Source organism: Gordonia sp. AC31 (assembly GCF_031844505.1).
GTDB classification, from domain to species: Bacteria; Actinomycetota; Actinomycetes; order Mycobacteriales; family Mycobacteriaceae; genus Gordonia; species Gordonia hongkongensis.
Genome location: NZ_JAUZVK010000001.1, coordinates 40,882 through 66,754, shown reverse-complemented (window position 1 = coordinate 66,754; position 25,873 = coordinate 40,882). Strand labels below are relative to the sequence as shown.

The following is a 25,873-nucleotide window of genomic DNA, read 5'->3' as shown; positions in this document are numbered from 1 at the left end:
CGGTGACATGTCGTCGGCGACATGGAGATGGACCATGGACGGGACTAAGGTGTTCTTGTGACACGCCGAACCAAAATCGTCTGCACCCTGGGCCCCGCCACCGCGAGCGACGAGCGACTGAAAGAGCTCGTCGAAAGCGGCATGGACGTGGCCCGGATGAACTTCAGCCACGGCACGCATGAGGACCATGCGGCCGTCTATGCGCGCGTCCGCAAGGCCTCGGACACCACGGAGAAAGCCGTCGGCGTCCTCGCCGACCTACAGGGCCCCAAGATCCGGCTCGGCCGTTTCGACGGTTGTGACGGCTCGACCGTCTGGGAGACCGGCGAGCAGGTGCGCATCACCGTCGACGACGTCGTGGGCGACCACGACCGCGTCTCGACCACCTACAAGCAGCTCGCCGAGGACGCGAGCCCCGGCGACCGCCTGCTCGTCGACGACGGCAAGGTCGGCCTCGCCGTGTCCGCGGTCGAGGGCAACGACGTGCTCTGCACCGTGACCGAGGGCGGCCCGGTCAGCAACAACAAAGGGCTGTCGCTGCCCGGGATGAGTGTCTCGGTGCCGGCGATGTCGGAGAAGGACATCGCAGACCTCGAATTCGCCCTCGAACTGGGCGTGGACATGGTGGCGCTCTCCTTCGTGCGCAGCCCGTCCGACATCGAACTGGTCCACGAGGTGATGGACCGCGTCGGCCGCCGGGTGCCGGTCATCGCGAAGCTCGAGAAGCCCGAGGCGATCGAGAACCTCGAGGCCATCGTGCTGGCCTTCGACGCGATCATGGTCGCCCGTGGTGACCTGGGCGTCGAACTCCCGCTCGAAGAGGTCCCGCTCGTCCAGAAGCGGGCCATCCAGATGGCCCGCGAGAACGCGAAGCCGGTGATCGTGGCGACGCAGATGCTCGACTCGATGATCGAGAACTCGCGGCCGACCCGGGCCGAGGCCTCCGATGTTGCGAACGCGGTGCTCGACGGTGCCGACGCGGTCATGCTGTCCGGCGAGACGTCGGTGGGCAAGTACCCGCTCGAGACGGTGCGGACCATGGACCGGATCTGCCGGGCGGTCGAGACCGGCCCCCGCGACGTGCCGCCGCTGTCCCACGTGCCCCGTACCAAGCGCGGTGTCATCTCCTACGCGGCCCGCGACATCGGCGAGCGCCTCGAGGTGAAGGCGCTGGTCGCGTTCACCCAATCCGGGGACACCGTGCGTCGACTGGCCCGTCTGCACTCGCGCCTCCCGTTGCTGGCGTTCACGCCGACCCAGGCTGTCCGCAGCCAGCTCGCGTTGAGCTGGGGAACCGAGACGTTCATCGTCGACCACGTGGACACGACCGACCACATGATCGACCAGGTCGACCATCAGCTGCTGCGTATCGGGCGCCTCAGTGAGGGTGACGTCGTGGTGATCGTGGCCGGGGCCCCGCCCGGGACGGTGGGTTCGACCAACCTGATCCACGTGCACCGGATCGGCGAGCAGGACCACTGACCGCGTCCGCTCCTGCTCGGGCCGGTGCACGACGCAGCCGCGTCCGGGTTCTAGGGTGTGAGGCATGACCGTGGACCAGGCCGGGGATCTCGGCAAGCTGCTCGCATTGCTCGACGTCGAACGTCAGGGTGACGACCTGTTCATCGGGCACCATCCCGAGCAGGTCACCGCCCGGACGTTCGGCGGTCAGTTGCTCGGCCAGGGGGTCGTCGCGGCGGCCCGGAGTCTGAGTCGGGGCAACCCGCCGATCCACGCGCTGCACGCGCACTTCATCCGTGGCGGTGATGTCACCAAACCGTTGGAGTACCACGTCGACCGGTTCCGCGACGGCAGGTCGTTCGCCAATCGTCAGGTGACTGCCAAGCAGGACGGCGAAGAGATCTTCACGATGCTGGTCGCGTTCCAGGACAACACTTCTGGGCTCGAGCACGCGGTGGAGATCCCCCAGGTGCCCTATCCGGAGGAATTACCCACTCTCGGTGAGCATTTCAAGGGCTACGAGGACCGTATCGCGGCCTTCGTGAATGCGTTGCACCCCATCGACATCCGTTTCGCGAACGATCCGAGCTGGAAGGCGAAGGAGGCGGGGGAGAAGCTGACCGACAACCGGGTGTGGATGAAGGCCGACGGCACGATGCCCGACGACCCCGTGATGCACGTCGCCGCAATGTGTTACGCCTCCGACACCACGGTACTGGACTCGATCATCACCACCCACGGCCTCTCCTGGGGCATGGACCGGTTGTTCGCCGCGACCGTCAATCACTCGATGTGGTTCCACCGCGAGTTCCGGTTCGACGACTGGCTGCTGTACGCCACGCGGTCACCGGTTGCCACCGGGTCACGCGGGATGGGATCGGGCCGGTTCTGGATGCGCGACGGCACTCTCGCGACGTCGGTCGTGCAAGAAGCGCTCATCAAGTACTTCCCGCCCAAGAAGTGACCGCACGGGTCTGCAGGGGAAGCTGATGGATCGCGGCACGGGCGGGTCGATGACCCCGGGGTACGGCCCCGCACCCGAGATGTGGCTGGACCCCGGCCCGCCGCTGCCGCGCCGGACATGGCAGCGGCGCACGCGGGTCCCGGTCATCGTCGCGACCGCCGCCGCGATGATCGTCTTCGCGGTCATCGTGGGCGTCGCGGTCGTCGCCGGACTCCTGACCGCGCCCACGTTCACCGCCAAGGGCGGGGTCGTTGCGGATTGTCTGACCGAGGTCGCCACCCTGCCCGGGGGCGGCACCCTCGCCCGCGGCGCACCGGTCGTCCTCTACGACGCGGCCGGTGGCGATGTGGCGACCACCACGCTGTCGGTGTTCCTCCGCGGCGACGACGGGTGCCAACTCACTTTCGAGGTGAGCGGCGTGGAGTACACCGACGCGGGCTATCTCGTCAGCGTCGGCGATGCCGACGGTCGCTTCTCGGAGTCGGTCTCGACCGCGGCGCTCCAGCAGGGTGCGGTGCTGCGCCCGCTGGGCTGACGTCACCAGAACCGCTCGGCAAAACCGACATTCCGCGCTCCCGGCGACCGGTCGGCGCTCCGTCGACGCGGTTGCCCGGACACCGGGTGAACGCCGGGTTAAACTGCGCCGGATCATCGTTGAGGCCCGGACCCGTTGTGGCGACGGGGTCCTCGCTGCGATCGACCGGGGTTTGTCGACCGTGATGCCCGCCGCCGGGCCATCCGACGCGAGGAGTGTGCGTGGAGTACAGCATCGACTGGGGCAACGAGGTGTGGGCCAGTCTGGAGTGGTTGGCGATCGCGTTCGCGATCTCGGCCGTGGCCATCCTGGTGATCGGCTACCTGCTGTCGCGGTTCAGCCGGTGGGGCGGCCCGCTGTGGCGGGTGATCGGGGGGTTCTTCACCGACCCGAGAACTCGGGTCTGGGCGTGGGCGCTGGTCGTCGTCCTCACCCTGCTCTCGTTGCTCGGTGTGCGGCTGAGCGTCCTGTTCAGCTACTGGAGCAACGACCTGTACACGTCTCTGCAGACCGCGGCCGAGGGCATCGCGACGGGCGGGCCACAGGGGGCGGAGATGCTCCAGATCGGCAAAGACGCGTTCTGGCACTCGATTACGATCTTCGGCATCCTCGCCGCCACTCACGTCGTCCGCACCATGGTCGAGATCTATGTCGGTGCGGCTTTCGAGATCCGGCTCCGCTACTGGCTGACCGAAGGGGCGACCGCCGACTGGATGTCCGGCCGTGCCTTCTACCGCAACCGGTTCGTCGACCTCAGCGCGGGACTGTTACGGCGCAGACGATTCGGGCGCGGTAAGTCGGATCCGCAGCGACGGGCCGTCGACATCCACCCCGGGGTCGACAACCCGGACCAGCGTATCGAGGCCGACATCACCAACATCGCCACCGTCGGCTCGTCGTTGTTCTGGGGCGGCGGTGGGGTCTCGACGAACGGTGTGCTCCCGGCGTGTGCGTCCATCGTGTCGTTCTCGGTCGTGCTCTGGGACCTGTCCGGGCCGGTCACGCTGTTCGGGGTCGAGATCCCGCGCATGATGATGTGGCTGGTCCTGGTCTACGTTCTCGTCGCCAGCGTGGTCGCGTTCGCCATCGGACGCCCGCTGATCCGACTGAACTTCTGGCGCGAACGCCTCACCGCGAACTTCCGCTACGCACTCGTCCGCGTCCGTGACAGCGCGGAGAACGTCGCCTTCTACAGCGGCGAGCGCGTCGAACACAACAACCTGATGACTCGATTCCGTGCGGTCGTGAAGAACTTCTGGCAGATCATCCATGTGCAGCTGGCGTTCGTCGGATGGAACTTCAGCGCGTCGCAGCTCGCGGTGGTGTTCCCACTTCTCGTGCAGGCACCGCGGTTCTTCGACGGTCAGATCAAGCTCGGTGACATGACGCAGACCGCCCGCGCCTTCGGCGAGATGCACGACGCACTCTCGTTCTTCCGGAACGCCTACGACGATTTCACCGCTCTTCGCGCGTCGATCATCCGTCTCGACGGTCTCGCCGACGCCGATGCACGGTCGCGGACCATGGCCCAGGTCACGACCGTGGATCGGGAACGCGCCGTTGCCCTCTCGGACGTCGACGTGAAGACCCCGAGCGGCGACGAACTCATCAGCGGGCTCAACCTCTCCCTGGTACCCGGGGCCGCTCTCGTCGTCAAAGGGCGGTCGGGCTCGGGCAAGACGACACTGCTCCGCGGCCTCGCCGGACTGTGGCCCTTCATCGACGGCGAGTTCACCCGACCGCCGGGAGAGCACACCCTGTTCCTGTCGCAGATGCCCTATATCCCGCTGGGGGATCTGCGCACGGCGGTCGCCTACCCGGCACTGCCCGACGACGTCGGCGACGAGGCCATCAAGGCGGCGCTCGAGAAGGTCTTCCTCCCGCATCTGGTCGACCGGCTCCACGACGAGGAGGACTGGGTCAAGGTGCTCTCCCCGGGCGAGCAGCAGCGCGTCGCCTTCGCGCGCATCCTGTTGACCCGGCCGCAGGCCGTGTTCATGGACGAGGCGACCTCGGCCGTGGACGAGGGGCTGGAGTACTCGCTGTACTCGCTCATCCGCACGGAGCTGCCGGAGACGATCCTGGTGTCGGTGAGTCACCGGAGCACCACCGACCAGCATCACACCGACCTGCTCGAACTGACCGGTGGCGGCGCCTGGAATCTCGAGTCGCTGACCGAGCGTCCTTCGCTCGACAAACCGTCCTGATCTGGGGTTTTTGTCAACCGTTCACCATTCACCGGAACCGGCCGTGACACACGCCCGGACTGGCTAATGTGACGTGCAACACATCACTCCGGCCAGTCGAGGACTGTCATGACCGCTGCAGAGACCATCACGTTCCCCCATCAGACCGGTGTCGCAGTGGCGACACTGCCCGCCGCGTTCCAGCAGACGGTCACCGTACGGCCCGACGCCGTCGCCATCCGTACGGTCGGCGGGCTGCAGGAGATCACGTGGGCGGAGTACGCCGCGCGCGTCGAAGCCATCGCCGGTGGGCTCGCGGCCCTGGGGGTCAAGCGCGGTGACACCGTCGGGATCATGCTGACGAACCGCCCCGAGTTCCACCTCGTCGACGCCGCGGCGCTGCACCTCGGCGCGGTTCCCTTCTCGATCTACAACACCAGTTCGCCCCAACAGATCGAGTACCTCTTCGGCAACGCGGAGAACTCCGTCGTCGTCACCGAGCAGGTGTTCCTGCCCGCGATCACCGCCGCGGCGACCGGGGTGTCCACCAGGATCGTCGTCGACGGCGTCGCGACGGGCGCGTTGTCGCTGGCCGATCTCGAACAGTCCCCGCCGCCGGCCGGATTCGACTTCACCGCGACGTGGCAGGCGGTGGAACCCGAGGACCTCGCGACCCTGATCTACACCTCGGGCACCACCGGCCCGCCGAAGGGCGTCGAGATCACCCATCGCAACATCGTCGCCGAGATGACGGCGCTCGCCGAGATCGTTCAGGCGGGCTTCGACGACCGGGCCATCTCGTATCTACCGGCAGCGCACATCGCCGACCGGGTCTCCTCCCACGCCGCGAACATGATGCGCGGCATCCAGATCACCACGGTGCCTGATCCCCGGGAGATCGCCGCGGCCCTTCCCGACGTGCACCCGACGTTCTTCTTCGGGGTGCCGCGGGTGTGGCAGAAGATCCGAGCGGGGATCGAGGCGAAGCTCGCCGAGGAGTCCAGCCCGGTCAAGAAGGCGCTCGCCGACTGGGCGTTCCGCGCCGGGGCCTCGGCGGCGCAGGCCCAGATCGACGGCAAGGGCTCCGGCGGTCTCACACACGGTCTCGCCGATCGCCTTGTGCTGCACAAGGTCCGTTCCGCGCTGGGCCTCGATCAGGTCTCCTTCGCCGGATCGGGTGCGGCCGCGATCCCACCGGAGGTGCTGAAGTTCTTCCTGGGACTCGGTATTCCGGTTCTCGAGGTCTGGGGGATGTCGGAGACGACTGGCGTCTCGACGATGACGACCAGCGACAACCTCCGGATCGGCACCGTCGGCAAACCGGTGCGCGGCATGGAGGTGCGACTGGCCGACGACGGAGAGCTCCTCGTCCGCGGACCGGTCGTGATGCGCGGTTACCGCAAACAGCCCGACAAGACGGCCGAGACGATCGATGCCGACGGCTGGCTGTCGACCGGTGACATCGCGACGATCGACGGTGACGGCAACGTGACCATCGTCGACCGCAAGAAGGAACTGATGATCAACGAGTCCGGGAAGAACATGTCGCCCAACAACATCGAGAACGCGATGAAGGCGGCGTCGTCGCTGATCGGTCAGGTCGCGGCGATCGGCGACGGCCGGCCCTATGTGTCCGCGCTCGTGGTTCTCGACCCGGATGCGGCGGCCGCGCGAGCCAAGCGACTCGACCTGTCCGGTGCCGACCTGACCGAGTTGTCCTCGCACCCCGATGTGGTGGACGAGGTGGCGGTGGCAATCCGTGCCGGAAATCGGTCACTGTCCCGCGTGGAGCAGGTCAAACGATTTACCATCGTGCCGACTGCCTGGGATCCCGGCGGCGACGAGCTCACCCCCACGATGAAGTTGCGCCGCAAGCCGATTGCGACCAAGTACGCCAGTGAGATCGGCGAACTGTACGAGGCGCAACCGGGACGTTCGGTGGTGGATCTGAGGTCGTGACCGGGGCTCGTTGCAGACGGTCACATCGCCGGCACGAGACAGGGAGAAGGAATTGGACGACCAAGCAGGTGTCGACCAGACGGCTGACCGCGAACTCGGACCCATCGACTACATCGTGGTCGAGTGGACGGGCAAGCAGCCGACCGGTGAGGCACTTCCACACCTCATCGATCTGATCGACCGCGGGATCGTGCGACTGATCGACATCGTCTTCATCACCAAGGACGCCGACGGTACGGTCGCCCGGCTCGAGATCAACTCGCTCGGCGCTGATTTCGCGATCTTCGACGGCGCGGCGACCTCGTTGCTCGACGATTCCGATCTCGCGGAGGCAGCCGCGATCATCGACCCGGGCTCCAGTGCGGCCGTTGTCGTCTGGGAGAACGCCTGGGCCGCGCCGTTCGCCACAGCCGTCCGTAACGGCGGTGGACAGCTCGTCGCATCGGGCCGGATTCCGGTGGACGCGTTACTGGAGCAGCTCGATGCCGCCGACAACCGAATCGAATCCTGAAAGGACCGACATGCCAGGACTTCTCCGCGGTGTCGCACGCACCGCTGTCATCTCCGGAACCGCGACAGCGGTGAGCAATCGGGTGTCCCGGCGCCAGGCGAGCCGGTGGGCCCAGCAGGGTGCCGCCGCCCAGGACCCACAGCCGCAACAGCAATACGCACAACCCCAGTACGCCCAGCCGCCTCAGCAGCAGGCGCCCGCATCGACCCCGACGGACACCATCTCGGCGCTGAAGGAGCTCGGAGCCCTGTACCAGCAGGGCATTCTCACCGAAGCCGAGTTCGCCGCGCAGAAAGCGAAGATCCTCGGGACCTGATCGCCGCTCCGCCCTGCTCCCTGATCCGAAAGAACCGCATAACCCCCGGACCCTGAGGTGCGAGGGAGTCGACCCCCTGCTCCCTGAGGTGCGAGGGAGTCGACCCCCTGCTCCCTGAGGTGCGAGGAGCGGTAGCGACGAGCCACGAAGGGCCTGGTGAGGCGTCTGCGAGACCCTTCGTGGCTCGCTTCGCTCGCACCTCAGGGAGCAGAGGGGGCGTCGCTTGCGCTCCTCGCACCTCAGGGAGCGGAGGGGGCGTCGCTTGCGCTCCTCGCACCTCAGGGAGCGGAGGGGGCGTCGCTTGCGCTCCTCGCACCTCAGGGGGAAGCGGGGGGCGTCGCTTCCGCGTCGTCGATCCCGTCGAGTTCTCCGGTGCGCGACATGTCCTTCAGTGCAACACCGGATCGTCCGAGTTTCCGGGCGCCGGCGATGAGCGCGGCAGTCGTCCGTGCGGCGACGTCGTAGTGCAGACCGTCGGGCGGGTGGATGTTCGAGATGCAGTTCCGGTCGGAGTCGGCGCGTCCCGGCCGGGGGAGGTGGGTGAGATAGACGCCCAGGCTGTCGGCGACCGAGAGGCCGGGGCGCTCACCGATGATCACGATGAGGGTGCTGACCCCGAGCGCCTCGCCGATGTGATCGCCGAGGGCGACGCGGGCCTCGGTCGCGATGACCGGCGGTGCGATGGAGTACCGGCCGTCGAACTGGTGGAGGAGCGCGGCGACGAGACCCCGGCCGTGGTCGGCAAGAGCCCGCGGTGACAGTCCGTCGGCCAGCACGATCCCCACTTCGGCGTCCGAGCGCGGAACCTGGGAGAGATCTTCGGGCAACCGGCCGAGGTCGGGCCGGCGCAGGTATTCGCTGCGTGTCCCCGCACGGCTCGTGACGACGACCGGGGGATCGAGTTCGAGTTCGCCGATCGAGCGCGCGAAACCGTCGACATCGAGGGGCTCGTGGACGGCGTCGCGGGCGGCGGCGTGGGCGGCCTGGAATTCGAGGACCCGCCGCGAGGGCAGCGAATTGCCCGAGCGCCCGAGTCCGATCCGGGCCTGTGTGCTGCGCCGCAGCTCGGACCACGGGTCGGGCTGCGGCGCGTGACCGCCCGCTGATGTGGGCCGGGCCTCCGTCATCGGCCGGCCGTCAATGACAGGAGCGGAGACTCGCCCGGATCCACCGGCAGGATGCGCCCGGCGCCGTCGGTCATGCCTAGTCGCACCAGCCAGGACTCGAACTCGGGGGCCGGTCGGAGTCCGAGTGCTTCCCGGACGTAGAGCGCGTCGTGGAACGACAGGCTCTGGTACCCGAGCATCACATCATCCGCTCCGGGAACGGCGATGACGAACGCGGCACCGGCGACGCCGAGCAGGGTGAGGAGCGTGTCCATGTCGTCCTGGTCGGCCTCGGCGTGATTGGTGTAGCAGACGTCGACGCCCATCGGGAGCCCGAGCAGCTTGCCGCAGAAGTGATCCTCGAGACCGGCGCGAATGATCTGCTTGCCGTCGTAGAGGTACTCGGGCCCGATGAAACCGACGACGGTGTTGATCAGCAGGGGATTCAGTTCTCGCGCGACCGCGTAGGCACGCGCCTCCAGGGTCTGCTGATCGACGGGCTTGCCGCCGGTTCCCAGATGCGCGCCGGCCGAAAGTGCCGATCCCTGACCGGTTTCGAGGTACATCACGTTGTCGCCGACGGTCCCTCGGTGCAGCGACCGACCCGCCTCGTCGGCCTCGCGCAGGATGTCCAGCGTCACCCCGAATCCCTTGTTGGCTCCCTCGGTGCCTGCGATCGACTGGAACACGAGGTCGACCGGCACACCCTGCTCGATGAGGTCGACGGTGGTCGTCACATGCGACAGAACACACGACTGCATGGGGATCTCGTAACGCTGCCGGATGTCGTCGAGCATGTGCAGGAGATCCGCGGTCGCCCGTGGTGAGTCCGACGCCGGGTTGATGCCGATGACCGCGTCGCCACACCCCATGAGCAGGCCGTCGAGGGTCGCCGCGGCGATGCCTCGCGGGTCGTCGGTGGGATGGTTCGGCTGTAGCCGTGTCGCGATCCGGCCGGGCAGGCCGATGGTCGTACGGAACGCCGACGTGACCCGCGCCGCCGCGGCCACCAGGATCAGGTCCTGGTTTCGCATGATCTTCGACGCGGCCGCCACCATCTCGGGAGTGAGGCCGGGGCCGACGCGGGCGAGTCGCTCTCCTGCGTCGGAACGAATGGCGATCTCCAGCAGCCAGTCCCGGAACCCGCCGACCGTCAGGTGGGCGATCTCGGCGAACGCGGTTCGGTCATGGGTGTCGACGATCAGCCGGGTCACTTCGTCGGACTCGTACGGCACCAACGGTTCATCGACGAACCTGCTCAACGGCACGTCGGCGAGTTGCCAAGCGGCAGCGGCTCGTTCGGCATCGGAACCCGCGGCGCAACCGGCGAGCTCGTCACCGGACCGGCGTGGGGTGGCCTTCGCCATGAGTTCGACGAGGCCGTCGAACTCGTGTGTGGTGCCGGCGATCGTCTGGGTGTACCTCATCGGGAACCCGGGCCGGGATGGGAATGGTTGCGCGTCATGGTCCTCCGAAGTCTAGGTTCGGTGTCGGGGAGGCGCATGCCGAACGAGCAGCGTCAGGTGGGGGCGCCGGTGGTGGACTCCGTGTCGGCTGTCAGCGATCGCGCGTACGCGCCCATCGCCCGGCCGGCAGCGACGATCGGGGCCGTGGACCGCTGTGTGCGGGCGAGGATGAAGGCCCCTTCGAGGGAGGCCACCACGGCGAGGATCAGGGCTCGCGCGTCCGGTTCGGCGAGTCCACGGGTTCGATACAGTGCCGTGCCCTTCTCGACCCACGCGTCGATCACCTCCGCAGCCGCCGTCCGGAGTGCCGGCTCGGTGTCCGCGATCTCGCCTGCGACGGTGGCGACGGGACACATGTTGAGCCATTCGTTCTCGGCGATGGTCTCAGCGGCCGAGCCGAAGGCCGCCTCGATACCCGCCGCGATGTCGTCGTAGGGGGCGAGCAGCATCCCGACGAGTTCCCCGTACGCGGCGCCGGACTGACGCAGCGCGGCCTCGGCGACGTCTCGCTTGCCGCCGCTGAAGTGGTGGTAAATGGACCCGATGGGCGCGTCGGCGGCGTCTACGACCTGCTTGATCCCGGTCGCGGCGTATCCCTGCCTACGGAGCAGCTCGGTCATCGCGACCACGATGCGTTCGTCCGTCTTCACCCTGGTCATTCTAGAGCATCTGTTCTAGAGTGATCGTTCTAAAGACCGGCGTCTGTTCGAACAGTTCCTCTGGAGGAGATCGGTATGAGTCAGGACGGCTACGCGACGAGTGAGTATCGGCCGACGGCGATGAAACGCCTCGACACTCCGGCCGGTGTCGTCGAGTACGCCGATGACGGTGCCGGCCCGCCGGTTGTGTTCCTCCACGGTCTGCTGATGGACCATGAGGTGTGGAATGCGGTGATCCCGTTGTTGCCCAGTGGTTTTCGATATATCCGGCCGGTTCTGCCACTGGGATCGCACCGAATTCCCCTCGATGTGACTGCCGACCTGTCGATGGACGGCATGGTCAGACTCGTCGCCGACGTCCTCGACGCACTCGACCTCGACGATGTGACGCTTGTCCACTCCGATTGGGGCGGTTCGCTTTTCCTGACCGCACTCGGCCTCGACCGGCGAGTCGGCCGGATGGTCATCCTCCCGTGTGAGGCGTTCGACAACTTCCCACCGGGTCTACCGGGCAAGATGGCCACCCTTGCTGTGCGCCTGCCGGGTGGAATCACCCTGGCGGCGCGGCAATTGCGGATCGGATGGCTTCGTCGCCTGCCCATGCTGTGGGGCTGGATGGTCAACGGTCCGGTCGACCCCGCGCAAATGCGGCGGTGGACCGATCCGGTCTTGACCGATCCCCGGATTCGCCGCGACGTCACCAAGTATGCGACGACCGATTTCGACGCCGGCGAACTCATCCGTCGTACCGAGGCGCTCGCCGACTTCGACGGAAACGTGCTCGTGCTGTGGTCGCCAGACAACCGCGTGATGCCGCCGGCCCACGGACCGCGACTCGCCGAACTCCTACCCCGTGGCCGCTACGTGCCGATTCCGGGCGCCGCGGTCCTGCCCATGCTCGACGATCCGGAGACCGTCGCCGCACGGATCGGCGCGTTCCTCACGGCCTCGAGATCCGAGGCATGAGGAACGCGCCGAGACAATCGCAGGTCCGACTACGTGGTGTCGCCGGATCCCTCGATCTTGAAACCGACCTTCAATGTGACCTGGAAGTGCGCGATCTGGCCGTCTTCGATGTGGCCACGGGTCTCGGTGACCTCGAACCAGTCGAGGTGATTGACGGTCGACGAGGCGCGAGCGATCGCGTTGCGGATGGCGTCGTCGGTGCCGGAGGTCGAGGACCCGACCACTTCGATTACTCGATACACGTTGTCCGACAAGGGAATCGCTCCAATCGTGAGAACCTTCGGGTATGGCTGCGGCGGCTCCGGTGCTCGGCCGCCCGCTCTTCCTGTGTACCCCTAAGATCGAAAGGTGACCAGTGAATCGGTAAACCGAGACGTCTCCGAGAGATGCCCGTGTCTGTCGGGTCTCGTCCTCGGCGACTGCTGCGGGCCGGTACTTGCCGGTGAGCGCGCCGCCCCGACGGCGGAGGCGTTGATGCGTTCGCGTTTCACCGCTTTCGCGCTGGGGGATCGGAATCATCTGCTCGCCAGTTGGCACCCCGACACCCGCCCGGCCACCCTCGAGCTGGACGAGTCGATGCGCTGGTACCGCCTCGACATCGAGTCGAGGAGGGGAGGTTCACCGTTCGATACCGAGGGCGAGGTCACCTTCACCGCCCACTACCGAGCCGGCGCGGAGCGGGGCTCACTGCATGAGCGCAGCCGGTTCATCCGGTCGAAGGGCCACTGGTTGTATGTCGACGGGATCGTCGGGTGACCCCGGCAGGGGAGCCGACGTCATGCGTCGGCGTAATCCCACCACTGCAGCCACGTCACGTTGGCGAACACGGTCAGGCACAGCAGGTAGACGAGCAGAACTGCTACCGCCCCCGCGACATTGCTGCGCCAGTTGCTCCCCTCGACCGGGTCGAGCCATCGCCGGAACGGGCGTGATGCCCACGGCATCAGCCACCACTGCATCAGGGTGACGCTGACGACCTGGCTGAGCCACAACGCGAGCCATGGCTGCGCGCCGAGCCGATCGAGCGTAGGGCCGAGAAACCGCGACAGGGGTCATCACCGTCGGATAGAGCACGAGCAGCACGATCATCGCCGACTTCCAGTTCGGCGTCTTCAGGATTCGGCCGCGGTCGGTGCGCACGGTGGTACCGAACGCGGTGGTGCTCGCCATCGTCTCGAAGTCGTGGGTGAGACTCGAGCGCAACCCGGCGAGCGCTTCGCTGCGCCGGCTCGACGACACCCAGGCCGCGAGCTGCCGGTCGGTGCGGAACCGCAACACGGACAGCGATGTCTCGCGCTGCTCGTCGACGAACAGGGCGGTTCCCTCGTACCCGCCGAATTCGCTTGCCGCCTGGACCAAAACGTGCTGCGCGGCGACGAAGTCGCCGACCGCGCCCGCGACGATGTCGTGACGGAAGGCGCCGACTCCCGGCGGTGGCGACCGGCCGTCGACGAGTTCGAGCACGGGCGTCGCCGGTAGCCAACCGTGCGCTCGTCCGGCATCGAGCGCCGCGCGGTGACCCGAGCTGTCGAGCCAACGGTCCAGGGCGTCCTCGTCGACGAAGGTGGTGGCGACCGCCGGATCGAAATGTCCGTCGGTCACCGCCGAGATCGCTACACCCAGACAGCCGTCGGAGTCGGTGGCCGATGCGGCGAGCGTCGCGGCCCACTCCGCGAAATCGCCGGTTTCGGGGGCGTGGAAGACCGACACCGCGATGATCGCGGTGCTTGTGGCGTCGTGGGTGGTGACGATCGTCGTATCCTGCCGGTCGTCGGCGTCGGGCCGTCGGTCAGACGGTGACCCGACGCCCCTGGACGTAGACCTCGGCGATGGACGATTCGCGGAGGCCCATCAGCAGGCCGAACAGGGTCTGGTCGCGGGCGAGATCGGCATCGTCGGACCGGACGGCGTTCTCCAGCGTGGACTTCAAGGCGTCCATGGGTTCGATGACCAGGAAGTCGGCTTCCTTGCCCTCATCGAAGTTGCCGAAACGGTTCTCCATGTCGAGTGCCCGGGCCCCGCCGACGGTCCCGATGAACAGCATTTCGGCCGGGTGCATCGACACCCCGGCGTCTCCGGGCTCGGTGATGTGCTGTTTGAAGGCATCTCCGAGTACGCGCGGGACGAGCCATTCGTCGCCGCCGCCGAAATCGGTTCCGGCGGAGATGTTTACACCCGCCGCCACGGTGCGCTTCCACGGCATCGTGCCGGATCCGAGGAACAACTGCGACACCGGACAATGCGAGATCGAGGTACCGGTCTCGGCCATGCGCGCGAGTTCGGCGTCCTGGCAGTGCACGCAGTGCGCGAGGATGGTCCGCGGACCGAGCAGGCTCTTGCCGCCGACCTGCGATCCGGGCAGGAACTTCCCGTCATAGGTGTCGAGGTAGGAGTCGACCTGGTAGACCTCCTTGGTGGTGTCCACCTCTCCGGTGCCGGGACGGTTGTTCTCGTTGAGGTGGCTGTGGACGTAGACGCCCTGCTCGCGGTATTCGTCGTACAGGTCGCCGAGGTTCTTCAGCGTCTCGGTGGTCACCGACAGCGAGAACCGCGGCACGATCGCGACGTGCAGCAACGCGGTCCGGTAGTCGCCGGTGTCGGCGGCATGCCACTTGTCGATCTCGGCCCGGGTGAGGCGGATGGCCTCCTCCTCCGAGGTCAGCAGCGGCTTGGCGGTGTCACCGCCGACGGTCTGGATGCCGCGGCCGGCCACGATACGCAGCCCGGCCTTCTGGGTCTCGGTGAACAGGGAATCCTGGGCGTGGGGGAAGGCGGAACCGAACACCATCATCGCCGTCGTACCCGCGGCGACCCGTCGCCGGGTGAACTCGACCGCAGCGGCCTGGGCGAATTCGGGGTCGGCGAACTTGGATTCGGACGGGAAGATGCACAGATTGAGCCATTCGAGCAGTTGCCCGCCGCCGTAGGAGTCGCCGGCGTAGGTCTGCGGGAAGTGGATGTGGGTGTCGACGAAGCCCGGGATGAGATACCCGCTCGGGTGCTCGTGCGCCTCCGCGCTCGCGAATTCGGAAGGGAGCTCGGATCTCTCGCCGGCGAACTTGATCGTGCCGTCGTCGCCTACCACCAGAGCTCCGTCGGGTATCGATACCAGCGCGTCCACCGCCTCGGTGATCGCGGGACTGCCGGCGAGATGGAAGATGTGCCCGTAGTGGACGGTGTCGGTCATCGGTGCTCCTCGGGCATCGGGGTCACAAACTCGGATCGTCATCGGAGGTCCACCCGGGTGCCTGTGATCGTCCTCGGATCTCGGACGCGGTCGGCGACCAGTATCACCCGCCTCCCGTCGCACGCGCGCGCCAACCGTCGAAGTCGCCGTCTGATCGTTTCCATGTGTCGCGCGGACCGGTCGGTGCGGGCTCTCAGCTACCGGTGTGGACCGCGATCCATTCGACGAGCGGGACCGTCGCCCGCCAGTCCCGCCGCACCCGATCGACGAGTTCCGCGGAATGGATGATCTGGTCGAATCCGTAGTCCCGCCCCACCGACAGCGGTCGGTGGCGAAGTAGTTCGATCCGCGGGTGAGCGACGTCGTACCCGCGAGGTGCGGTCTTCAGCCGGTCCCCGGCGATCTCCCAGCCGTCCCCCGTGAGCCGCCGGAGCAGGCTCTCGAGCTCGGGTCCGCTGCGGTCGTGGTCGATGGACTTCCGAATCTCGGCGAGCCGGGCCGGGGTGGCCTCGTAGAAGCCCGCGCCGACGCGAACACCCGGTGCGCCGATCTGCACGTAGTACCCGGTGGCCGGGGCCACGGCGACGAATGCGCCCTGGTGGGTCTTGTACGGCGTCTTGTCCTTCGAGAATCGGACGTCGCGATACGGCCGGAAGATCTTGGCCGGGCCGAACTCGTCGGCCAGCGCGTCGGTGAGGGCTCGCATGGGCTCGGCGACCGCGGAACGATAGACGTCCTTGTGGTCTTCCCAGAACGCCTTGGAGTTGTCGATCTCCAGGTCGTCGTAGAAGTCGAGTGCGGCTTCGGTGAATCCCGTGAAGTCTGTCATCGTCACTCCGGCAGGACGCGTCCGAAGCCGAGGACACCGCCGTCGGATTGCCAGTCCAGCGAGTGGATGCGGATGCGGCCCATCTCGTTGCCGCCCACCGTGACCGCGGTGTCGCCGTCGACTGCGACGACAATGTTGGTGTGCTGGCCGAATCGGGAGGACCGGTCGTAGAGCACGACGTCGCCCACCCGGGGCGTGTAGTCACCGACGGCCTCGAAACGGTTGTCTGCCTCGTAGTACTCCTGCAGTGTGTACACGCCGGGAATGCGCCAGTGGCCGGAGTTGGGGTTGACCAGCGGGCGACCCGCCGAACGCATGATCCAGCTCACGAAGTTCGCGCACCACGGCTCGTCGACACCCTCGGAGTAGAACGTCCCCGGGCGCTGAACGGCGTGTTCGTGGCGAACCGCTTCGACGATCCGCAGCTGATCCGGAGTCAGCTCGGACGCGTCGACCTGCGGGAACTCGGCGGTGTCCCAGGGCAACCACCGTTCGGGTACGGCCCGCCACGCGACGAGACCGACGCCCGCGACGACGATCACGACCAGCGCCGCGGCGATCACCGTCCGCCGACCACGTCGACGCACCGGGCGCATGCCCGCACCGTCTGCGGGTCGGTCGGCAGTCGTGTCGGCGCTCACCTCGACGAGTGTAGGCATCGGCGCCGTGGCCGCGCCTCGTTCCTCGTCCCCGCCGGCGTTCGCCCGGCGCCTCGCCCGCGCGGGCGACATGCGCGCTTGGCACAATGGGCGCCGGTCGGGGGGCCAAGGCGATTCAAGGAGCGAACGCGGTGGACGAGTCAGATCACGAGCCGATCCTGCGTGCCGGGGACACGTGCCGGGAGATCGCGACCGCCGACCGCGTCGCATGCATCGTCGACGCGGCGGACTACTTCCTGCACGCCAAGTCGGCGTTGCTGCAGGCCCGGCGCCGCATCGTCCTCATCGGTTGGGACGTGGACACCCGGATCCGGCTCGATCCGCGGACCGCCGACGACGAGGTCCCCGACGTGCTCGGGAACTTCCTGCGGTGGCTCATCGACAACCGTCCGGAACTGGAGATCTACGTCCTGCGCTGGAGCACCGGCGCGTTCACCGGCATCCTGCGCGGAGTCGCGCCGCCCTTCGTCCAGGATCTGCTCACCGGCCGTCGTCTGCACTACCGGATCGACGCCGCCCACCCGGTCTCCGCCGCGCATCATCAGAAGATCGCGGTGATCGACGACCAGTTCGCGTTCTGTGGCGGCATCGACATGACGGTGAACCGGTGGGACACTTCGGAACATCTGTCGCACAACGAGTTCCGCCGGGACCCCGATGGCCGACCGCATGGGCCCTGGCATGACGCCACGGTCGCCCTCGACGGCGACGCCGCGCGCGTGGTCGCGTCCGTCGCTCTCGACCGGTGGGAGGCCGCCACCGGCGAAAGCCTCAAACCCCTCGTCGACACCGACGGCCCCGACATCTGGCCGACGGATCTCGACGTCACGTTCACCGACTGCGACGTCGCGGTGGCCCGGACGATTCCGCAGTACGACGACCGGCCCCAGGTCGAGGAGATCCGGCGCCTGTACCGTGCGGCCTTCGCCGCGGCCCGCCGCACGATCTACATAGAGAGCCAGTACCTTGCGGCGCGCGAGGTCGCGGACGCGCTGGCGGAACGGCTCGCCGAGCCCGACGGGCCCGAGATCGTCCTGGTGCTGCCGAGGCATGCGGACAGTCCAATGGAACGGCTCGCCATGGACGGTGCGCGGCACAAGCTCCTGCAACTCCTGTGGCGCGCTGACAAGTACGACAGATTCCGTGCCTTCTACCCGGTGACCGCCGAGGGGGACCCGATCTACGTGCACGCCAAGGTGCTCATCGTCGACGACGTCCTCCTGCGCATCGGGTCCTCGAACCTCAACAACCGGTCGCTCGGATTCGACAGCGAGTGTGACGTCGCCATCGAGGCCGATCCGAACGACCCTGCCGACGGCGACCTGCGCGAGACGATCCTGTCCATGCGCACGCGGTTGTTGTCCGAGCATCTGGGCGCCGACCACGAGGTGTTCGACGATGCCGTGGCACAGGAGAATTCGCTCGTCGGGGCGGTCGATCGGCTGACCGGCCCGGGCCGGACACTCGAGGCATTCGATCACGAGACGATCGACGGCGAGGAGTCTGTCATCGCGGAGAACGAACTCGTGGACCCGGAGGACGCGCGGATCGGCACGATCGACCGCATCTACCGCGCGGTGATCCGTCGAGGCACGCGGAACCTGCTGCGGCGCTGACGTCACACCCGCGTGCGGGCCGCCTCGATGGCGGGGGCGATGACCTCGGCGAGGTCGGATGCGACGTCGCGATCGCCCTCCGGGGGCATCGCGATGTAACTCAGCGCCATCCTGGTGATCGCGCGCGAGATCCGCACGACGTCGGACTCCGGCATCGACAGCCACTCGGACTCGCGGAAGGCCTCGGCCAGCCGGTCGGCGGCCGTGGTGATGATCGGTGCCGCATCGGTGGTGATCAGCTTCATCAGATCGGGTTTGGCCTCGCCGGACAGCAGCGAGGCGATCAGCGGGTCGGTGGCGACTCCGGCGAAGAATTCACCGAACCCCTTGTGCAAGGCCTCGGTGACGTCGTCGACGGAACTCGCCAAGGAGTCTGCGACATGGCCGGCGAAACGGCCCGCCAACCGCACCGCGTAGCCCTGCGCGAGGCCGTACCGGGAACCGAACTCGTTGTAGACGGTCTGGCGGCTGACCCCCGTCGCGGCGGCCACATCGGACATGCGCACCGCCGCCCAGTCCCGGTCCAGCAGCAGGTCGTGCAGTCCGTCGAGCAGCGAGTTGTGCAGCAGGGCTTTGCTGTCCTGCGCATAGTTGCGAGTCGTCATCCGCGCGCACCGACCGGCTGGAGAGATGACTCGATCTCGGCGCGCAGGGCTCGTCCCGAGCCGCCCCTGCCCAGGCAGACCGCGCCGACGAGACGACTGCCGGCGAAAGCCCGCACGACAGAGCAGGAGTCGTCCAGGTCGACCTCCACACGATCTCCCGATGTCGGCCACCCGACGATCTGGATGTTGGTCGTGTACTGCATCGTCCAGGCCAGTGGCACACGCGGTACCGCAGTGCTGATGCCGGTGTCCAGCCCGAGGTCGGCGGCGATCGTCATGGCGACCAGTCTGCCGTGCTCGGTCGCGGTGAGCCACTGCTCGGCACGCATCGGTGCGCCCGTCAACGGATGGGGCCGCGCTGCGACGTCGCCAGCCGCGTAGACGCCGGGGACTCGGGTTCGCAGCAAATCGTCGACGACGATCCCGGCCGCATCGACGGGAATCCCTGCGCTGTGCGGTAATTCGAGATCGGGCTCCATTCCGATCGCGCTGATCACCGTTCCGGTCAACGTCCGCCCGTCCGCCAACGCCACGGACTCGGCGGTGATCGTGGCGGGCACCACGCCGGTGAGGATCTGCACCCCGCGTTCCCGGTGCAGGGTCGCCACCGCCTCGCCCACCGTTGCCGGAACGACCCGCGACAACAGCGACGTCTCGCGCTCGATGACGGTGACGCGCGAACCGTCTCCGGTCGACGCCACGGCTGCGGCGATCTCCAGTCCGATCAGTCCGCCGCCGAGAACGATCACCGGCCCGTCCTGGATCGCGTGCCGGAGCTCCGCCGCGTCGTGCCGGGTGCGCAGGGCGAGCGGGGACGACGTCGTGCCGGGGAGTCGCCGGGCACGCCCTCCGGTGGCCAGGACCAGCGCGTCGTAATCCACTTGGGAGGAGTCGGCGAGACAGACCCGCCGCGACGAGGTGTCGACGTCGGCGACGCGCGTCGAGGTCACGATCTCGATGCCCCGATCCGACCAGTACCCGGGCGGACGGAGCGTGATCTTGGCGTCCGTCAGGTCGCCGTCGACGAGGTTCTTGCTCAGCGCCGTTCGACGGTAGGGGAGTTGTGGCTCCTTCCCGAACACGGTGATTGTCCCGTCGAAACCGTTGGAACGCAGCGACTCCGCAGCCGTGATGCCGGCGACGCCGGTGCCGACGATCACCACCGAACCGCCCCGGGTGGTGCCGGCGCTCACGGACGGGCCACCTCGACCATCTCGAAATCGGCCTTGGCAGCACCGCAGTCCGGGCAGCTCCAGTCGTCGGGGATGTCGGCCCAGCGGGTGCCCGGCTCGATGCCGTCCTCCGGCCAGCCGAGCTCTTCGTCGTACTCGAAACCGCAGACCTCACAACGGAAGAGCTTGAAGTTCATCGCACAGAGTTCCCTTCGCTGATTTCATCCGGCCCGCTCGCTTCGCTCCCGGCGCCGAGGAAGTCGATCTTCTCCCGCACGCCGCAGTCGGGGCACGGCCAGTCGTCGGGAATGGTGGCCCAGGGGGTGCCGGGCGGGAAGCCCTCCCGGGGAGCGCCGACGGTCTCGTCGTAGACGTAATCGCAGACCGGACAACGGAAGGTGCTCATCGCGGCGACACCCCGTGCTCGGCCAGGACGCGTTCGCGGCGGTGCGGTGCGATGTTGATCCGTTCGACGTCTCCGTCGTAGTGGTCGAGCACCCGCTTGTCCATCACACGCCGCCAGATCGGTGGGAAGTAGGCGAGCGTGATCATGCTCGCGTATCCGCTCGGCAGGTTGGGCGCGCCGTCGAAGCTGCGCAGGGTCTGATACCTCCGGGTGGGGTTCGCATGGTGATCGCTGTGGCGCTGGAGGTGGTACAGGAAGATGTTGGTGCAGATGTGGTCGGAGTTCCAGCTGTGCTCGGGCGTGCACCGCTCGTAGCGGCCGGTCCGCGTCTTCTGGCGGAGTAGACCGTAGTGCTCGAGGTAGTTCACGGTCTCCAGCAGTGAGAAACCGTAGACGGCCTGGATCACGAGGAAGGGGAGGATCTCCCAGCCGAAGATCGCGGTGAGCGCCCCCCACAGCACGATCGACATCGCCCATGCGTTGAGGACGTCGTTGCTCGGATGCCAGAAGGGCTTGCCCGCCCGCTCGAGGCGTTTGCGTTCGAGCTCGACGGAGGACGTGAGGCTTCCCCAGACGCTACGGGGGAGGAAGCGCCAGAACGACTCTCCGAAACGGGAGCTGGCCGGATCTTCGGGCGTCGCGACCCGCACGTGGTGCCCACGGTTGTGCTCGATGTAGAAGTGACCGTAAAACGTCTGGGCGAGAGTGATCTTCGACAACCAGCGTTCCAGATCGTCCTTCTTGTGCCCCAGTTCGTGAGCGGTGTTGATTCCGATCCCGCCCATCGCGCCGATCGACAGCGCCAGCCCGATCTTCGACGCGAGCCCGAGCCCGCCGTCGATGCCGAGCCAACTGAGGTCGTCGGCCGTCCACAGGTAGCAGGCCATCACGAGACTCGCGAGCTGGAACGGGATGTACACGTACGTGCAGTAGCGGTAGTACTTGTCGTTCTCCAGCTGCTCCATCAGCTCTTCGGGCGGATTCGATCCGTCGGGCCCGAAGAACACGTCGAGGATCGGGAGCAGAACGTAGACGAGTAGCGGTCCGATCCACCACCACACCGGCGACACGACGTCGAAACCGTGGCCGATCGCATTGAAGCCGGCGACGAGACCCATTGCGAGAAAGATCGACGTCGGCGGGATCAGGCCGAGCAGCCAGAGATGGCGTTTGCGGTCCTTCCACTCGGCGGGGGAGTCGTCCGCGGTGAACGGGGTCGGTGCGGTACTCATACGCGCTCCTGTCTGGGCGGGCTGTGTTCTACGCTACTAGACATTAACCGCGACAATGTCCGTTGTCTAGACATTGACGTCTATTTGTAAAGAAGCGTTGGTGCGGGGACGTCCGACGGGGACCTGGGCGGCAGGAAGGTCGCTCGCCGCTGCCGGGGTCTTCGAGACCACCCTGTCCTTCATCTCGGTCGTCGAGTCGACCCCGTCGGTTCGCACGTTGGTGAACACGAGCACCTTGAGCTGGTCCATGGCCACGGCCGAGGTCTTGCCCATCACGGCTCCGCAGGGGCGGAGCGCTGCTCGCTGTCGTGGTGCTGGTCCGAGGCCTGTTCCTGTGGTCGCCGCCGAGTTCGGGTTCGGCTGCCCGGAACCCGCTCCCGCTCGACAGGTCGAGTGGGAGCGGGTCGGTCGTGTTCCGCTGTGGAGTTGTCAAAGTACAGATGCGGTCCCGGGTTTGGCCCGGGTGCGGCGCGTGAGGTGTGTGTCGGAAGGGTGGAGTCAGGCGGCGTCGTCGAGGCGCATGGTGCGTCGGTTGTAGGCGGGTAACGGTCGGCGGTGTGGGTCAATACTGGGGGGTGGGACGAGCCAAGGGTGTCGGTCGAAACCCATCACGATGTCCCAGCCGTGGTGGTGGACCTGCGTATGGCAGCGTTGGCAGAGCAGGCAGCCGTTGTCGAGGTCGGTGGGTCCGCCGTCGGCCCACGGCTTGATGTGGTGGACCTGGGTATGTGACGGTGGCGCACCGCATTTGATGCAGCAGGCGTCGCGGACGATCATTGCTTTGCGCAGGTGCGCCGGGAACAAGCGGTGGGTGTGGCCCATCTGCAGCGGCACGCCTTCGCCATTGAGGATGATCTCGGTCAAGGATCCGTCACATGAGACCTGTCGGGCTGTAGGTTGGCTGACGGTTCCGGTCCACGGCAGTGTTGCGAGGTCTCCGGTCGCGGGGATCGTCAGCATCAATTGGGTGCGTGGGCTTCCGACGGTGTCGATGCTCGCGCCGATCGCTGCTTGGTCGAGGATCAACTCGAAAGCGTCGGCGCGACGCTGCTCTGCGGTGCGTCGATCCTCGGCGCCGTCGGGTTCGGGCCGTGGGCAGGACCGTTCGTCGATCATGGCCAGGAACTTCTCACCCACGACCTGGGTGAGGTCGGCACGCACCTCGACGCGGCCGTCGTCGGTGGTGTGCGCGTTCACCGAGTTCAAGCGTGCATCGTCCGACGCTGGGGTTCCGGCGTCAGAGGCGTCGGCGAGGGCGTTGCTGATGGCGTGAGCATGCTTGAGCACTTCGGTCGGTGTTGCACCGGATAGTGCTTGGGCGATGAGTTCGATCTCATACCGGGAGCGTTCCCCCTCGGGAAGAGCGTCACCACACCGTTTTTCGATCTCGTTCATGCCGCGGACGATGGCATCGACGACCTCGCCGGACAGCCGCCCGTCAGCGGCATGACGAGACAGCGCAGGCAACCCCGGCAACGCATCGACGCTTCGCATGGTGCGGTGCGCGGCGGCCGGTGCGTGGCCTGACTCGATCAGCAGTTTCTTGGTGGTGCTTCCGGCCTTCTGTGCGACACCGAGGGCGTCGAGTTGCGCTGCGTGCGTGGCGATCTGATGGTCAGCAAGGTTGCGGATCAGACGCCACGTGTCGAGGGAGTCGAATGTTGCTCTGCCGGTTGGGTCGTCGGCGGGCGGGGTGGTCTCGATGAGCTGATCGAGGAGAGTGGCGAGCTCTGGCATGACTCCACAGTACAGGAACATCCGTTCGATTTCGAGGAAATTCCACAAGCCGAGAACCGCGAATTCATCTACTGTGCAGCATATTTCGTTCACTGTGCGTCTGATGGCGTTGACTGTGCGCTTCTCGTGGTCAGTGGCCGGTTCAAGTCACTCCAGTTTTCGAGTACGCCCGGACGGGCGCGCATTTTTTGCTGGTGGAGCAGTCTCGACGTCCCAGGAGGCGACCGGACTGGCGTGGCCGGCGTGCGGAAGGTAACGGCGATATGTGTTGGGGGCCGAAGGGTATCGTCCGGCTCAGCGCTCAGCGATTTCAGATGCCGCTGAGTATGCGGGAATGGCTGTCGCCGAGACACTGACTGGGTCGTCGAAACGGTCGCCTCGATGGTGCAGGCATACGTAGGACCGGGGGAGCCGTCGTGCCGCCTACCCGGGCGGAAAGTCGGCAGGGTTCGAGGTGGAACAGCTGTGTCACCGTGACGTCGCCTACCGCAACTGTTGCGTCGGTGACGCCCTTTTCAGGTACCGATGTGGGCGCGTTGGCTGTTGAGGGCGTGTCCCTCGGGTGTGGCCGGCCGGCGGGTCTCGGCCTGCTCCGGTGAGGCTCTCTTGTGGCGCCCCGCGGGTAAGTGCGCGGCGGGGCTACGACCCGGTGTTCTCTGGTCGCGGTGACCCGCCGGGTCCTGGGTGGTGAGGTCGTGGTCGGACAGGTATCCGGCGGTCTCCGTCCGATCCGATGCCGGAGGTCGTCGACGGGTTCGGGTCGGTTGAAGTCGATAGACGTCGGGTCGATGTCCAGTCGTCCGGGCAAACCCCGTCTCGCGGTGCGCCGAACTCGGTTCGCGGAAAGTTTTTTCGGCGACGAATTGTCGGCGGGAGCACGTGGGTCGAGAGAGCCCGCACCGACCTCCACCAGTGTGCGCGGCGGTGAACTCGTTGACGGAACGAGCCGTGACGTACATCGATCAACCCATCATCGGGCCCGGGCCGGTCAGGTTCGGCGGGTCATCGAGGGGCTCGGCGACGTGAGAACTCATTGGTCTGCTGCATCTCAGCGGCCAGGTAGCGACGTCGCCACCGGACTGGACACGCGCTCCGCATTGTCGAGAAGCGCGCTTGACCGGGTCGGGCGTTCGGCGCCGATTGCCGACACGGTCACTGACGGCCGCCGACCTTCTAGGGCACGGTGCATGCCGGGCCCACCGCCGAACGCGCGTCCGCAAGCCGGAAGAAGCAGAAAATCCCCAACCCCGCACGCGGAGTTGGGGATTCTGCAGCATCTGGGACCCGAGTAGCGAGGCCCTGCTCGCTGGTCTTACGGAGTGTTGATCCAGTTCAGGATCGACTGCCCGGCGCGGGGGTCGCCGTTGTTGATGCCGATGACCGCTCCGATGGCCGCGCCGACGCCCGCACCCCAGACGCAGCCGACGATGATGATGCAGCCGATGATGAGGCCGGCGAGCGCGCCGATGGCGGTGGTGACGTTGCCGCCGCGGTTCCACCCGTTGGTGATGTGCCAGATCATCTGCTGGTAGGCGCGGTCCTTCTTGGCCGAGGCCGGGCGGACGCCGGCGGCGATCGCCGCGCGGGCTTCGGGGGTGAGGATCGGCGTGAACGTCGCCTGGGTGCGGTCGGCGGAGACCTTCGCGCGCATCGGGACAGCGGCGCCGTCGAACGGCAGCACCAGTCCGATCCGCTCGATGGTCCGTCCGTGTGAGTCGACGACCCGGAGTTCCTGCTCGCCTGCGACGAACGTCGCGTTGCGGAGCTGGGAGGTGATGGAGGTCCCGTCGGCGGATGCGCTGGAGAAGTGGGACGGCGCGGCGGGCGCGGGAGCGCCGTGTGCGGTGCCGTAGGAGACGGTGAGTGCCGTGATGGCCAGGGCCATGACGGCGAGGAGGCGAATGCGCTTCATCGGTTCTGGATTCCGCTTTCGTCGAATGGGTGGTGTGCCCGCTCCGGCAGCCGGCGCTCGCCGTGGCTTGGCGCTGTGCGGTATGTCGGATTCGGCGCAGTGATTGTCCCACTGTCGACTGCTGTTGGTCTGGTACGCGGTCCGGCGTGGGCCGGCCGGATGGCGTATGGGCTGACGAGCGAGCGCGTCCCGACTGAACCGGTCACCTGGGTCGATTCACTCCGAGCATTGAAGACGTCCATATTTGACTTGGACATGTATGGATCGTGAGTTCTACGGTCGGGACAAGGCCGAGCTCACCGCACAGCCGCGCCGACGGCGACCCGCCATCGAGAGCAGATGACAGCTCTCACGTGGCGCCGCCGCTGCCGGGCCACCTCGGCGGAATG

The 25,873-nt window shown here is 67.2% G+C and carries 25 protein-coding genes and 1 pseudogene; 10 read left to right on the top strand and 16 right to left on the bottom strand.

What is annotated here, in order from left to right; genetic code table 11:
* The first annotated feature begins 57 nt into the window (after positions 1-57).
* From pyk to Q9R39_RS00290, 7 genes are all read left to right on the top strand, one after another.
* Positions 58-1,482 (top strand): pyruvate kinase, encoded by a 1,425-nt coding sequence (pyk, locus tag Q9R39_RS00320; protein WP_065632353.1) that lies wholly within the window; start codon positions 58-60, stop codon positions 1,480-1,482.
* Positions 1,483-1,546: 64 nt separating this feature from the next.
* Complete coding sequence (locus Q9R39_RS00315) at positions 1,547-2,425, top strand: acyl-CoA thioesterase II (RefSeq protein ID WP_065632354.1); 879 nt, start codon at positions 1,547-1,549, stop codon at positions 2,423-2,425.
* Positions 2,426-2,450: 25 nt separating this feature from the next.
* On the top strand, positions 2,451-2,960 hold the full coding sequence (locus Q9R39_RS00310) for a hypothetical protein (RefSeq protein ID WP_249145343.1): 510 nt from the start codon (positions 2,451-2,453) through the stop codon (positions 2,958-2,960).
* A gap of 221 nt (positions 2,961-3,181) precedes the next feature.
* The gene (locus Q9R39_RS00305) at positions 3,182-5,167 is read left to right on the top strand and encodes an ABC transporter ATP-binding protein/permease (protein ID WP_078112863.1); all 1,986 of its coding nucleotides are present in this window, start codon (positions 3,182-3,184) and stop codon (positions 5,165-5,167) included.
* A gap of 108 nt (positions 5,168-5,275) precedes the next feature.
* A complete protein-coding gene (locus Q9R39_RS00300) occupies positions 5,276-7,105 on the top strand; it encodes a long-chain fatty acid--CoA ligase (protein ID WP_078112864.1) in 1,830 nt (609 codons plus the stop codon).
* A 52-nt stretch (positions 7,106-7,157) separates the two neighbouring features.
* Positions 7,158-7,616: a DUF6325 family protein gene (locus Q9R39_RS00295; RefSeq protein ID WP_058251776.1), complete on the top strand. Its 459-nt coding sequence runs from the start codon at positions 7,158-7,160 to the stop codon at positions 7,614-7,616.
* 10 nt (positions 7,617-7,626) lie between these two features.
* Entirely contained in the window at positions 7,627-7,932 is a 306-nt protein-coding gene (locus tag Q9R39_RS00290; RefSeq protein WP_311276938.1) for an SHOCT domain-containing protein, read from the top strand.
* A gap of 317 nt (positions 7,933-8,249) precedes the next feature.
* On the opposite strand, the gene eutC is transcribed toward Q9R39_RS00290, so the two are convergent.
* From eutC to Q9R39_RS00275, 3 genes are all read right to left on the bottom strand, one after another.
* A complete protein-coding gene (gene eutC / locus Q9R39_RS00285; RefSeq protein ID WP_078113216.1) occupies positions 8,250-9,059 on the bottom strand; it encodes an ethanolamine ammonia-lyase subunit EutC in 810 nt (269 codons plus the stop codon).
* Positions 9,056-10,465, bottom strand: coding sequence for an ethanolamine ammonia-lyase subunit EutB (locus tag Q9R39_RS00280; RefSeq protein ID WP_058251780.1), 1,410 nt, complete (start codon positions 10,463-10,465; stop codon positions 9,056-9,058). Before Q9R39_RS00280 ends, eutC begins: the two co-directional genes overlap by 4 nt.
* Before the next feature lie 92 nt (positions 10,466-10,557).
* Positions 10,558-11,163 (bottom strand): TetR/AcrR family transcriptional regulator, encoded by a 606-nt coding sequence (locus Q9R39_RS00275; RefSeq protein WP_058251781.1) that lies wholly within the window; start codon positions 11,161-11,163, stop codon positions 10,558-10,560.
* A gap of 75 nt (positions 11,164-11,238) precedes the next feature.
* Here Q9R39_RS00275 and Q9R39_RS00270 point away from each other — a divergent pair, with 75 nt between their 5' ends.
* Positions 11,239-12,129: an alpha/beta fold hydrolase gene (locus tag Q9R39_RS00270; protein ID WP_078113215.1), complete on the top strand. Its 891-nt coding sequence runs from the start codon at positions 11,239-11,241 to the stop codon at positions 12,127-12,129.
* Between the two features lie 29 nt (positions 12,130-12,158).
* Here Q9R39_RS00270 and Q9R39_RS00265 read toward each other — a convergent pair whose 3' ends face one another.
* Positions 12,159-12,383 carry a dodecin gene (locus Q9R39_RS00265; protein ID WP_058251782.1) on the bottom strand — a complete coding sequence of 75 codons (225 nt, stop codon included), beginning with the start codon at positions 12,381-12,383 and terminating at the stop codon, positions 12,159-12,161.
* 94 nt (positions 12,384-12,477) lie between these two features.
* Between Q9R39_RS00265 and Q9R39_RS00260 the strand changes: the two genes are divergently transcribed.
* Positions 12,478-12,885 (top strand): YchJ family protein, encoded by a 408-nt coding sequence (locus Q9R39_RS00260; RefSeq protein ID WP_058251783.1) that lies wholly within the window; start codon positions 12,478-12,480, stop codon positions 12,883-12,885.
* Between the two features lie 20 nt (positions 12,886-12,905).
* On the opposite strand, the pseudogene Q9R39_RS00255 reads toward Q9R39_RS00260, so the two are convergent.
* From Q9R39_RS00255 to Q9R39_RS00240, 4 genes and pseudogenes are all read right to left on the bottom strand, one after another.
* Positions 12,906-13,839, bottom strand: a pseudogene (locus Q9R39_RS00255) (antibiotic biosynthesis monooxygenase).
* A gap of 79 nt (positions 13,840-13,918) precedes the next feature.
* Positions 13,919-15,316 (bottom strand): amidohydrolase family protein, encoded by a 1,398-nt coding sequence (locus Q9R39_RS00250; RefSeq protein WP_058251785.1) that lies wholly within the window; start codon positions 15,314-15,316, stop codon positions 13,919-13,921.
* Positions 15,317-15,509: 193 nt separating this feature from the next.
* A complete protein-coding gene (locus tag Q9R39_RS00245; protein ID WP_211540857.1) occupies positions 15,510-16,145 on the bottom strand; it encodes a DUF2461 domain-containing protein in 636 nt (211 codons plus the stop codon).
* 2 nt (positions 16,146-16,147) lie between these two features.
* The gene (locus tag Q9R39_RS00240; protein ID WP_058251867.1) at positions 16,148-16,741 is read right to left on the bottom strand and encodes a CHAP domain-containing protein; all 594 of its coding nucleotides are present in this window, start codon (positions 16,739-16,741) and stop codon (positions 16,148-16,150) included.
* Between the two features lie 149 nt (positions 16,742-16,890).
* Here Q9R39_RS00240 and Q9R39_RS00235 point away from each other — a divergent pair, with 149 nt between their 5' ends.
* The gene (locus Q9R39_RS00235; RefSeq protein WP_249146445.1) at positions 16,891-18,420 is read left to right on the top strand and encodes a phospholipase D-like domain-containing protein; all 1,530 of its coding nucleotides are present in this window, start codon (positions 16,891-16,893) and stop codon (positions 18,418-18,420) included.
* A gap of 2 nt (positions 18,421-18,422) precedes the next feature.
* On the opposite strand, the gene Q9R39_RS00230 is transcribed toward Q9R39_RS00235, so the two are convergent.
* The 8 genes from Q9R39_RS00230 to Q9R39_RS00195 form a co-directional block, all read right to left on the bottom strand.
* Positions 18,423-19,025, bottom strand: coding sequence for a TetR family transcriptional regulator (locus tag Q9R39_RS00230; protein WP_065632366.1), 603 nt, complete (start codon positions 19,023-19,025; stop codon positions 18,423-18,425).
* Positions 19,022-20,218 (bottom strand): NAD(P)/FAD-dependent oxidoreductase, encoded by a 1,197-nt coding sequence (locus Q9R39_RS00225; RefSeq protein WP_211540863.1) that lies wholly within the window; start codon positions 20,216-20,218, stop codon positions 19,022-19,024. The genes Q9R39_RS00230 and Q9R39_RS00225 overlap by 4 nt, the downstream gene beginning before the upstream one ends.
* Positions 20,215-20,394, bottom strand: a complete 180-nt coding sequence (locus Q9R39_RS00220) for a rubredoxin (protein WP_058251790.1) — start codon at positions 20,392-20,394, stop codon at positions 20,215-20,217. The genes Q9R39_RS00225 and Q9R39_RS00220 overlap by 4 nt, the downstream gene beginning before the upstream one ends.
* The gene (locus tag Q9R39_RS00215) at positions 20,391-20,603 is read right to left on the bottom strand and encodes a rubredoxin (RefSeq protein WP_211540866.1); all 213 of its coding nucleotides are present in this window, start codon (positions 20,601-20,603) and stop codon (positions 20,391-20,393) included. The genes Q9R39_RS00220 and Q9R39_RS00215 overlap by 4 nt, the downstream gene beginning before the upstream one ends.
* Positions 20,600-21,835, bottom strand: a complete 1,236-nt coding sequence (locus tag Q9R39_RS00210; protein WP_058251792.1) for an alkane 1-monooxygenase — start codon at positions 21,833-21,835, stop codon at positions 20,600-20,602. Before Q9R39_RS00210 ends, Q9R39_RS00215 begins: the two co-directional genes overlap by 4 nt.
* 66 nt (positions 21,836-21,901) lie before the next feature.
* Complete coding sequence (locus Q9R39_RS00205; RefSeq protein WP_058251793.1) at positions 21,902-22,108, bottom strand: hypothetical protein; 207 nt, start codon at positions 22,106-22,108, stop codon at positions 21,902-21,904.
* Between the two features lie 225 nt (positions 22,109-22,333).
* The gene (locus tag Q9R39_RS00200) at positions 22,334-23,593 is read right to left on the bottom strand and encodes an HNH endonuclease signature motif containing protein (protein WP_058251794.1); all 1,260 of its coding nucleotides are present in this window, start codon (positions 23,591-23,593) and stop codon (positions 22,334-22,336) included.
* Positions 23,594-24,884: 1,291 nt separating this feature from the next.
* Positions 24,885-25,484, bottom strand: a complete 600-nt coding sequence (locus Q9R39_RS00195) for a hypothetical protein (protein ID WP_068971945.1) — start codon at positions 25,482-25,484, stop codon at positions 24,885-24,887.
* Between the last annotated feature and the right edge of the window lie 389 nt (positions 25,485-25,873).

Excerpts from the sequence above, each read along its gene's own strand:
- Q9R39_RS00315 (WP_065632354.1), top strand. The coding sequence starts at position 1,547 with ATGACCGTGGACCAGGCCGGGGATCTCGGCAAGCTGCTCGCATTGCTC.
- Q9R39_RS00310 (WP_249145343.1), top strand. The coding sequence starts at position 2,451 with ATGGATCGCGGCACGGGCGGGTCGATGACCCCGGGGTACGGCCCCGCA.
- Q9R39_RS00300 (WP_078112864.1), top strand. The coding sequence starts at position 5,276 with ATGACCGCTGCAGAGACCATCACGTTCCCCCATCAGACCGGTGTCGCA.
- Q9R39_RS00290 (WP_311276938.1), top strand. The coding sequence starts at position 7,627 with ATGCCAGGACTTCTCCGCGGTGTCGCACGCACCGCTGTCATCTCCGGA.
- eutC (WP_078113216.1), bottom strand. The coding sequence starts at position 9,059 with ATGACGGAGGCCCGGCCCACATCAGCGGGCGGTCACGCGCCGCAGCCC.
- Q9R39_RS00280 (WP_058251780.1), bottom strand. The coding sequence starts at position 10,465 with ATGAGGTACACCCAGACGATCGCCGGCACCACACACGAGTTCGACGGC.
- Q9R39_RS00275 (WP_058251781.1), bottom strand. The coding sequence starts at position 11,163 with ATGACCAGGGTGAAGACGGACGAACGCATCGTGGTCGCGATGACCGAG.
- Q9R39_RS00270 (WP_078113215.1), top strand. The coding sequence starts at position 11,239 with ATGAGTCAGGACGGCTACGCGACGAGTGAGTATCGGCCGACGGCGATG.
- Q9R39_RS00250 (WP_058251785.1), bottom strand. The coding sequence starts at position 15,316 with ATGACCGACACCGTCCACTACGGGCACATCTTCCATCTCGCCGGCAGT.
- Q9R39_RS00245 (WP_211540857.1), bottom strand. The coding sequence starts at position 16,145 with ATGACAGACTTCACGGGATTCACCGAAGCCGCACTCGACTTCTACGAC.
- Q9R39_RS00240 (WP_058251867.1), bottom strand. The coding sequence starts at position 16,741 with ATGCGCCCGGTGCGTCGACGTGGTCGGCGGACGGTGATCGCCGCGGCG.
- Q9R39_RS00235 (WP_249146445.1), top strand. The coding sequence starts at position 16,891 with ATGGGCGCCGGTCGGGGGGCCAAGGCGATTCAAGGAGCGAACGCGGTG.
- Q9R39_RS00230 (WP_065632366.1), bottom strand. The coding sequence starts at position 19,025 with ATGACGACTCGCAACTATGCGCAGGACAGCAAAGCCCTGCTGCACAAC.
- Q9R39_RS00220 (WP_058251790.1), bottom strand. The coding sequence starts at position 20,394 with ATGAACTTCAAGCTCTTCCGTTGTGAGGTCTGCGGTTTCGAGTACGAC.
- Q9R39_RS00215 (WP_211540866.1), bottom strand. The coding sequence starts at position 20,603 with ATGAGCACCTTCCGTTGTCCGGTCTGCGATTACGTCTACGACGAGACC.
- Q9R39_RS00210 (WP_058251792.1), bottom strand. The coding sequence starts at position 21,835 with ATGAGTACCGCACCGACCCCGTTCACCGCGGACGACTCCCCCGCCGAG.
- Q9R39_RS00205 (WP_058251793.1), bottom strand. The coding sequence starts at position 22,108 with ATGGGCAAGACCTCGGCCGTGGCCATGGACCAGCTCAAGGTGCTCGTG.
- Q9R39_RS00200 (WP_058251794.1), bottom strand. The coding sequence starts at position 23,593 with ATGTTCCTGTACTGTGGAGTCATGCCAGAGCTCGCCACTCTCCTCGAT.
- Q9R39_RS00195 (WP_068971945.1), bottom strand. The coding sequence starts at position 25,484 with ATGAAGCGCATTCGCCTCCTCGCCGTCATGGCCCTGGCCATCACGGCA.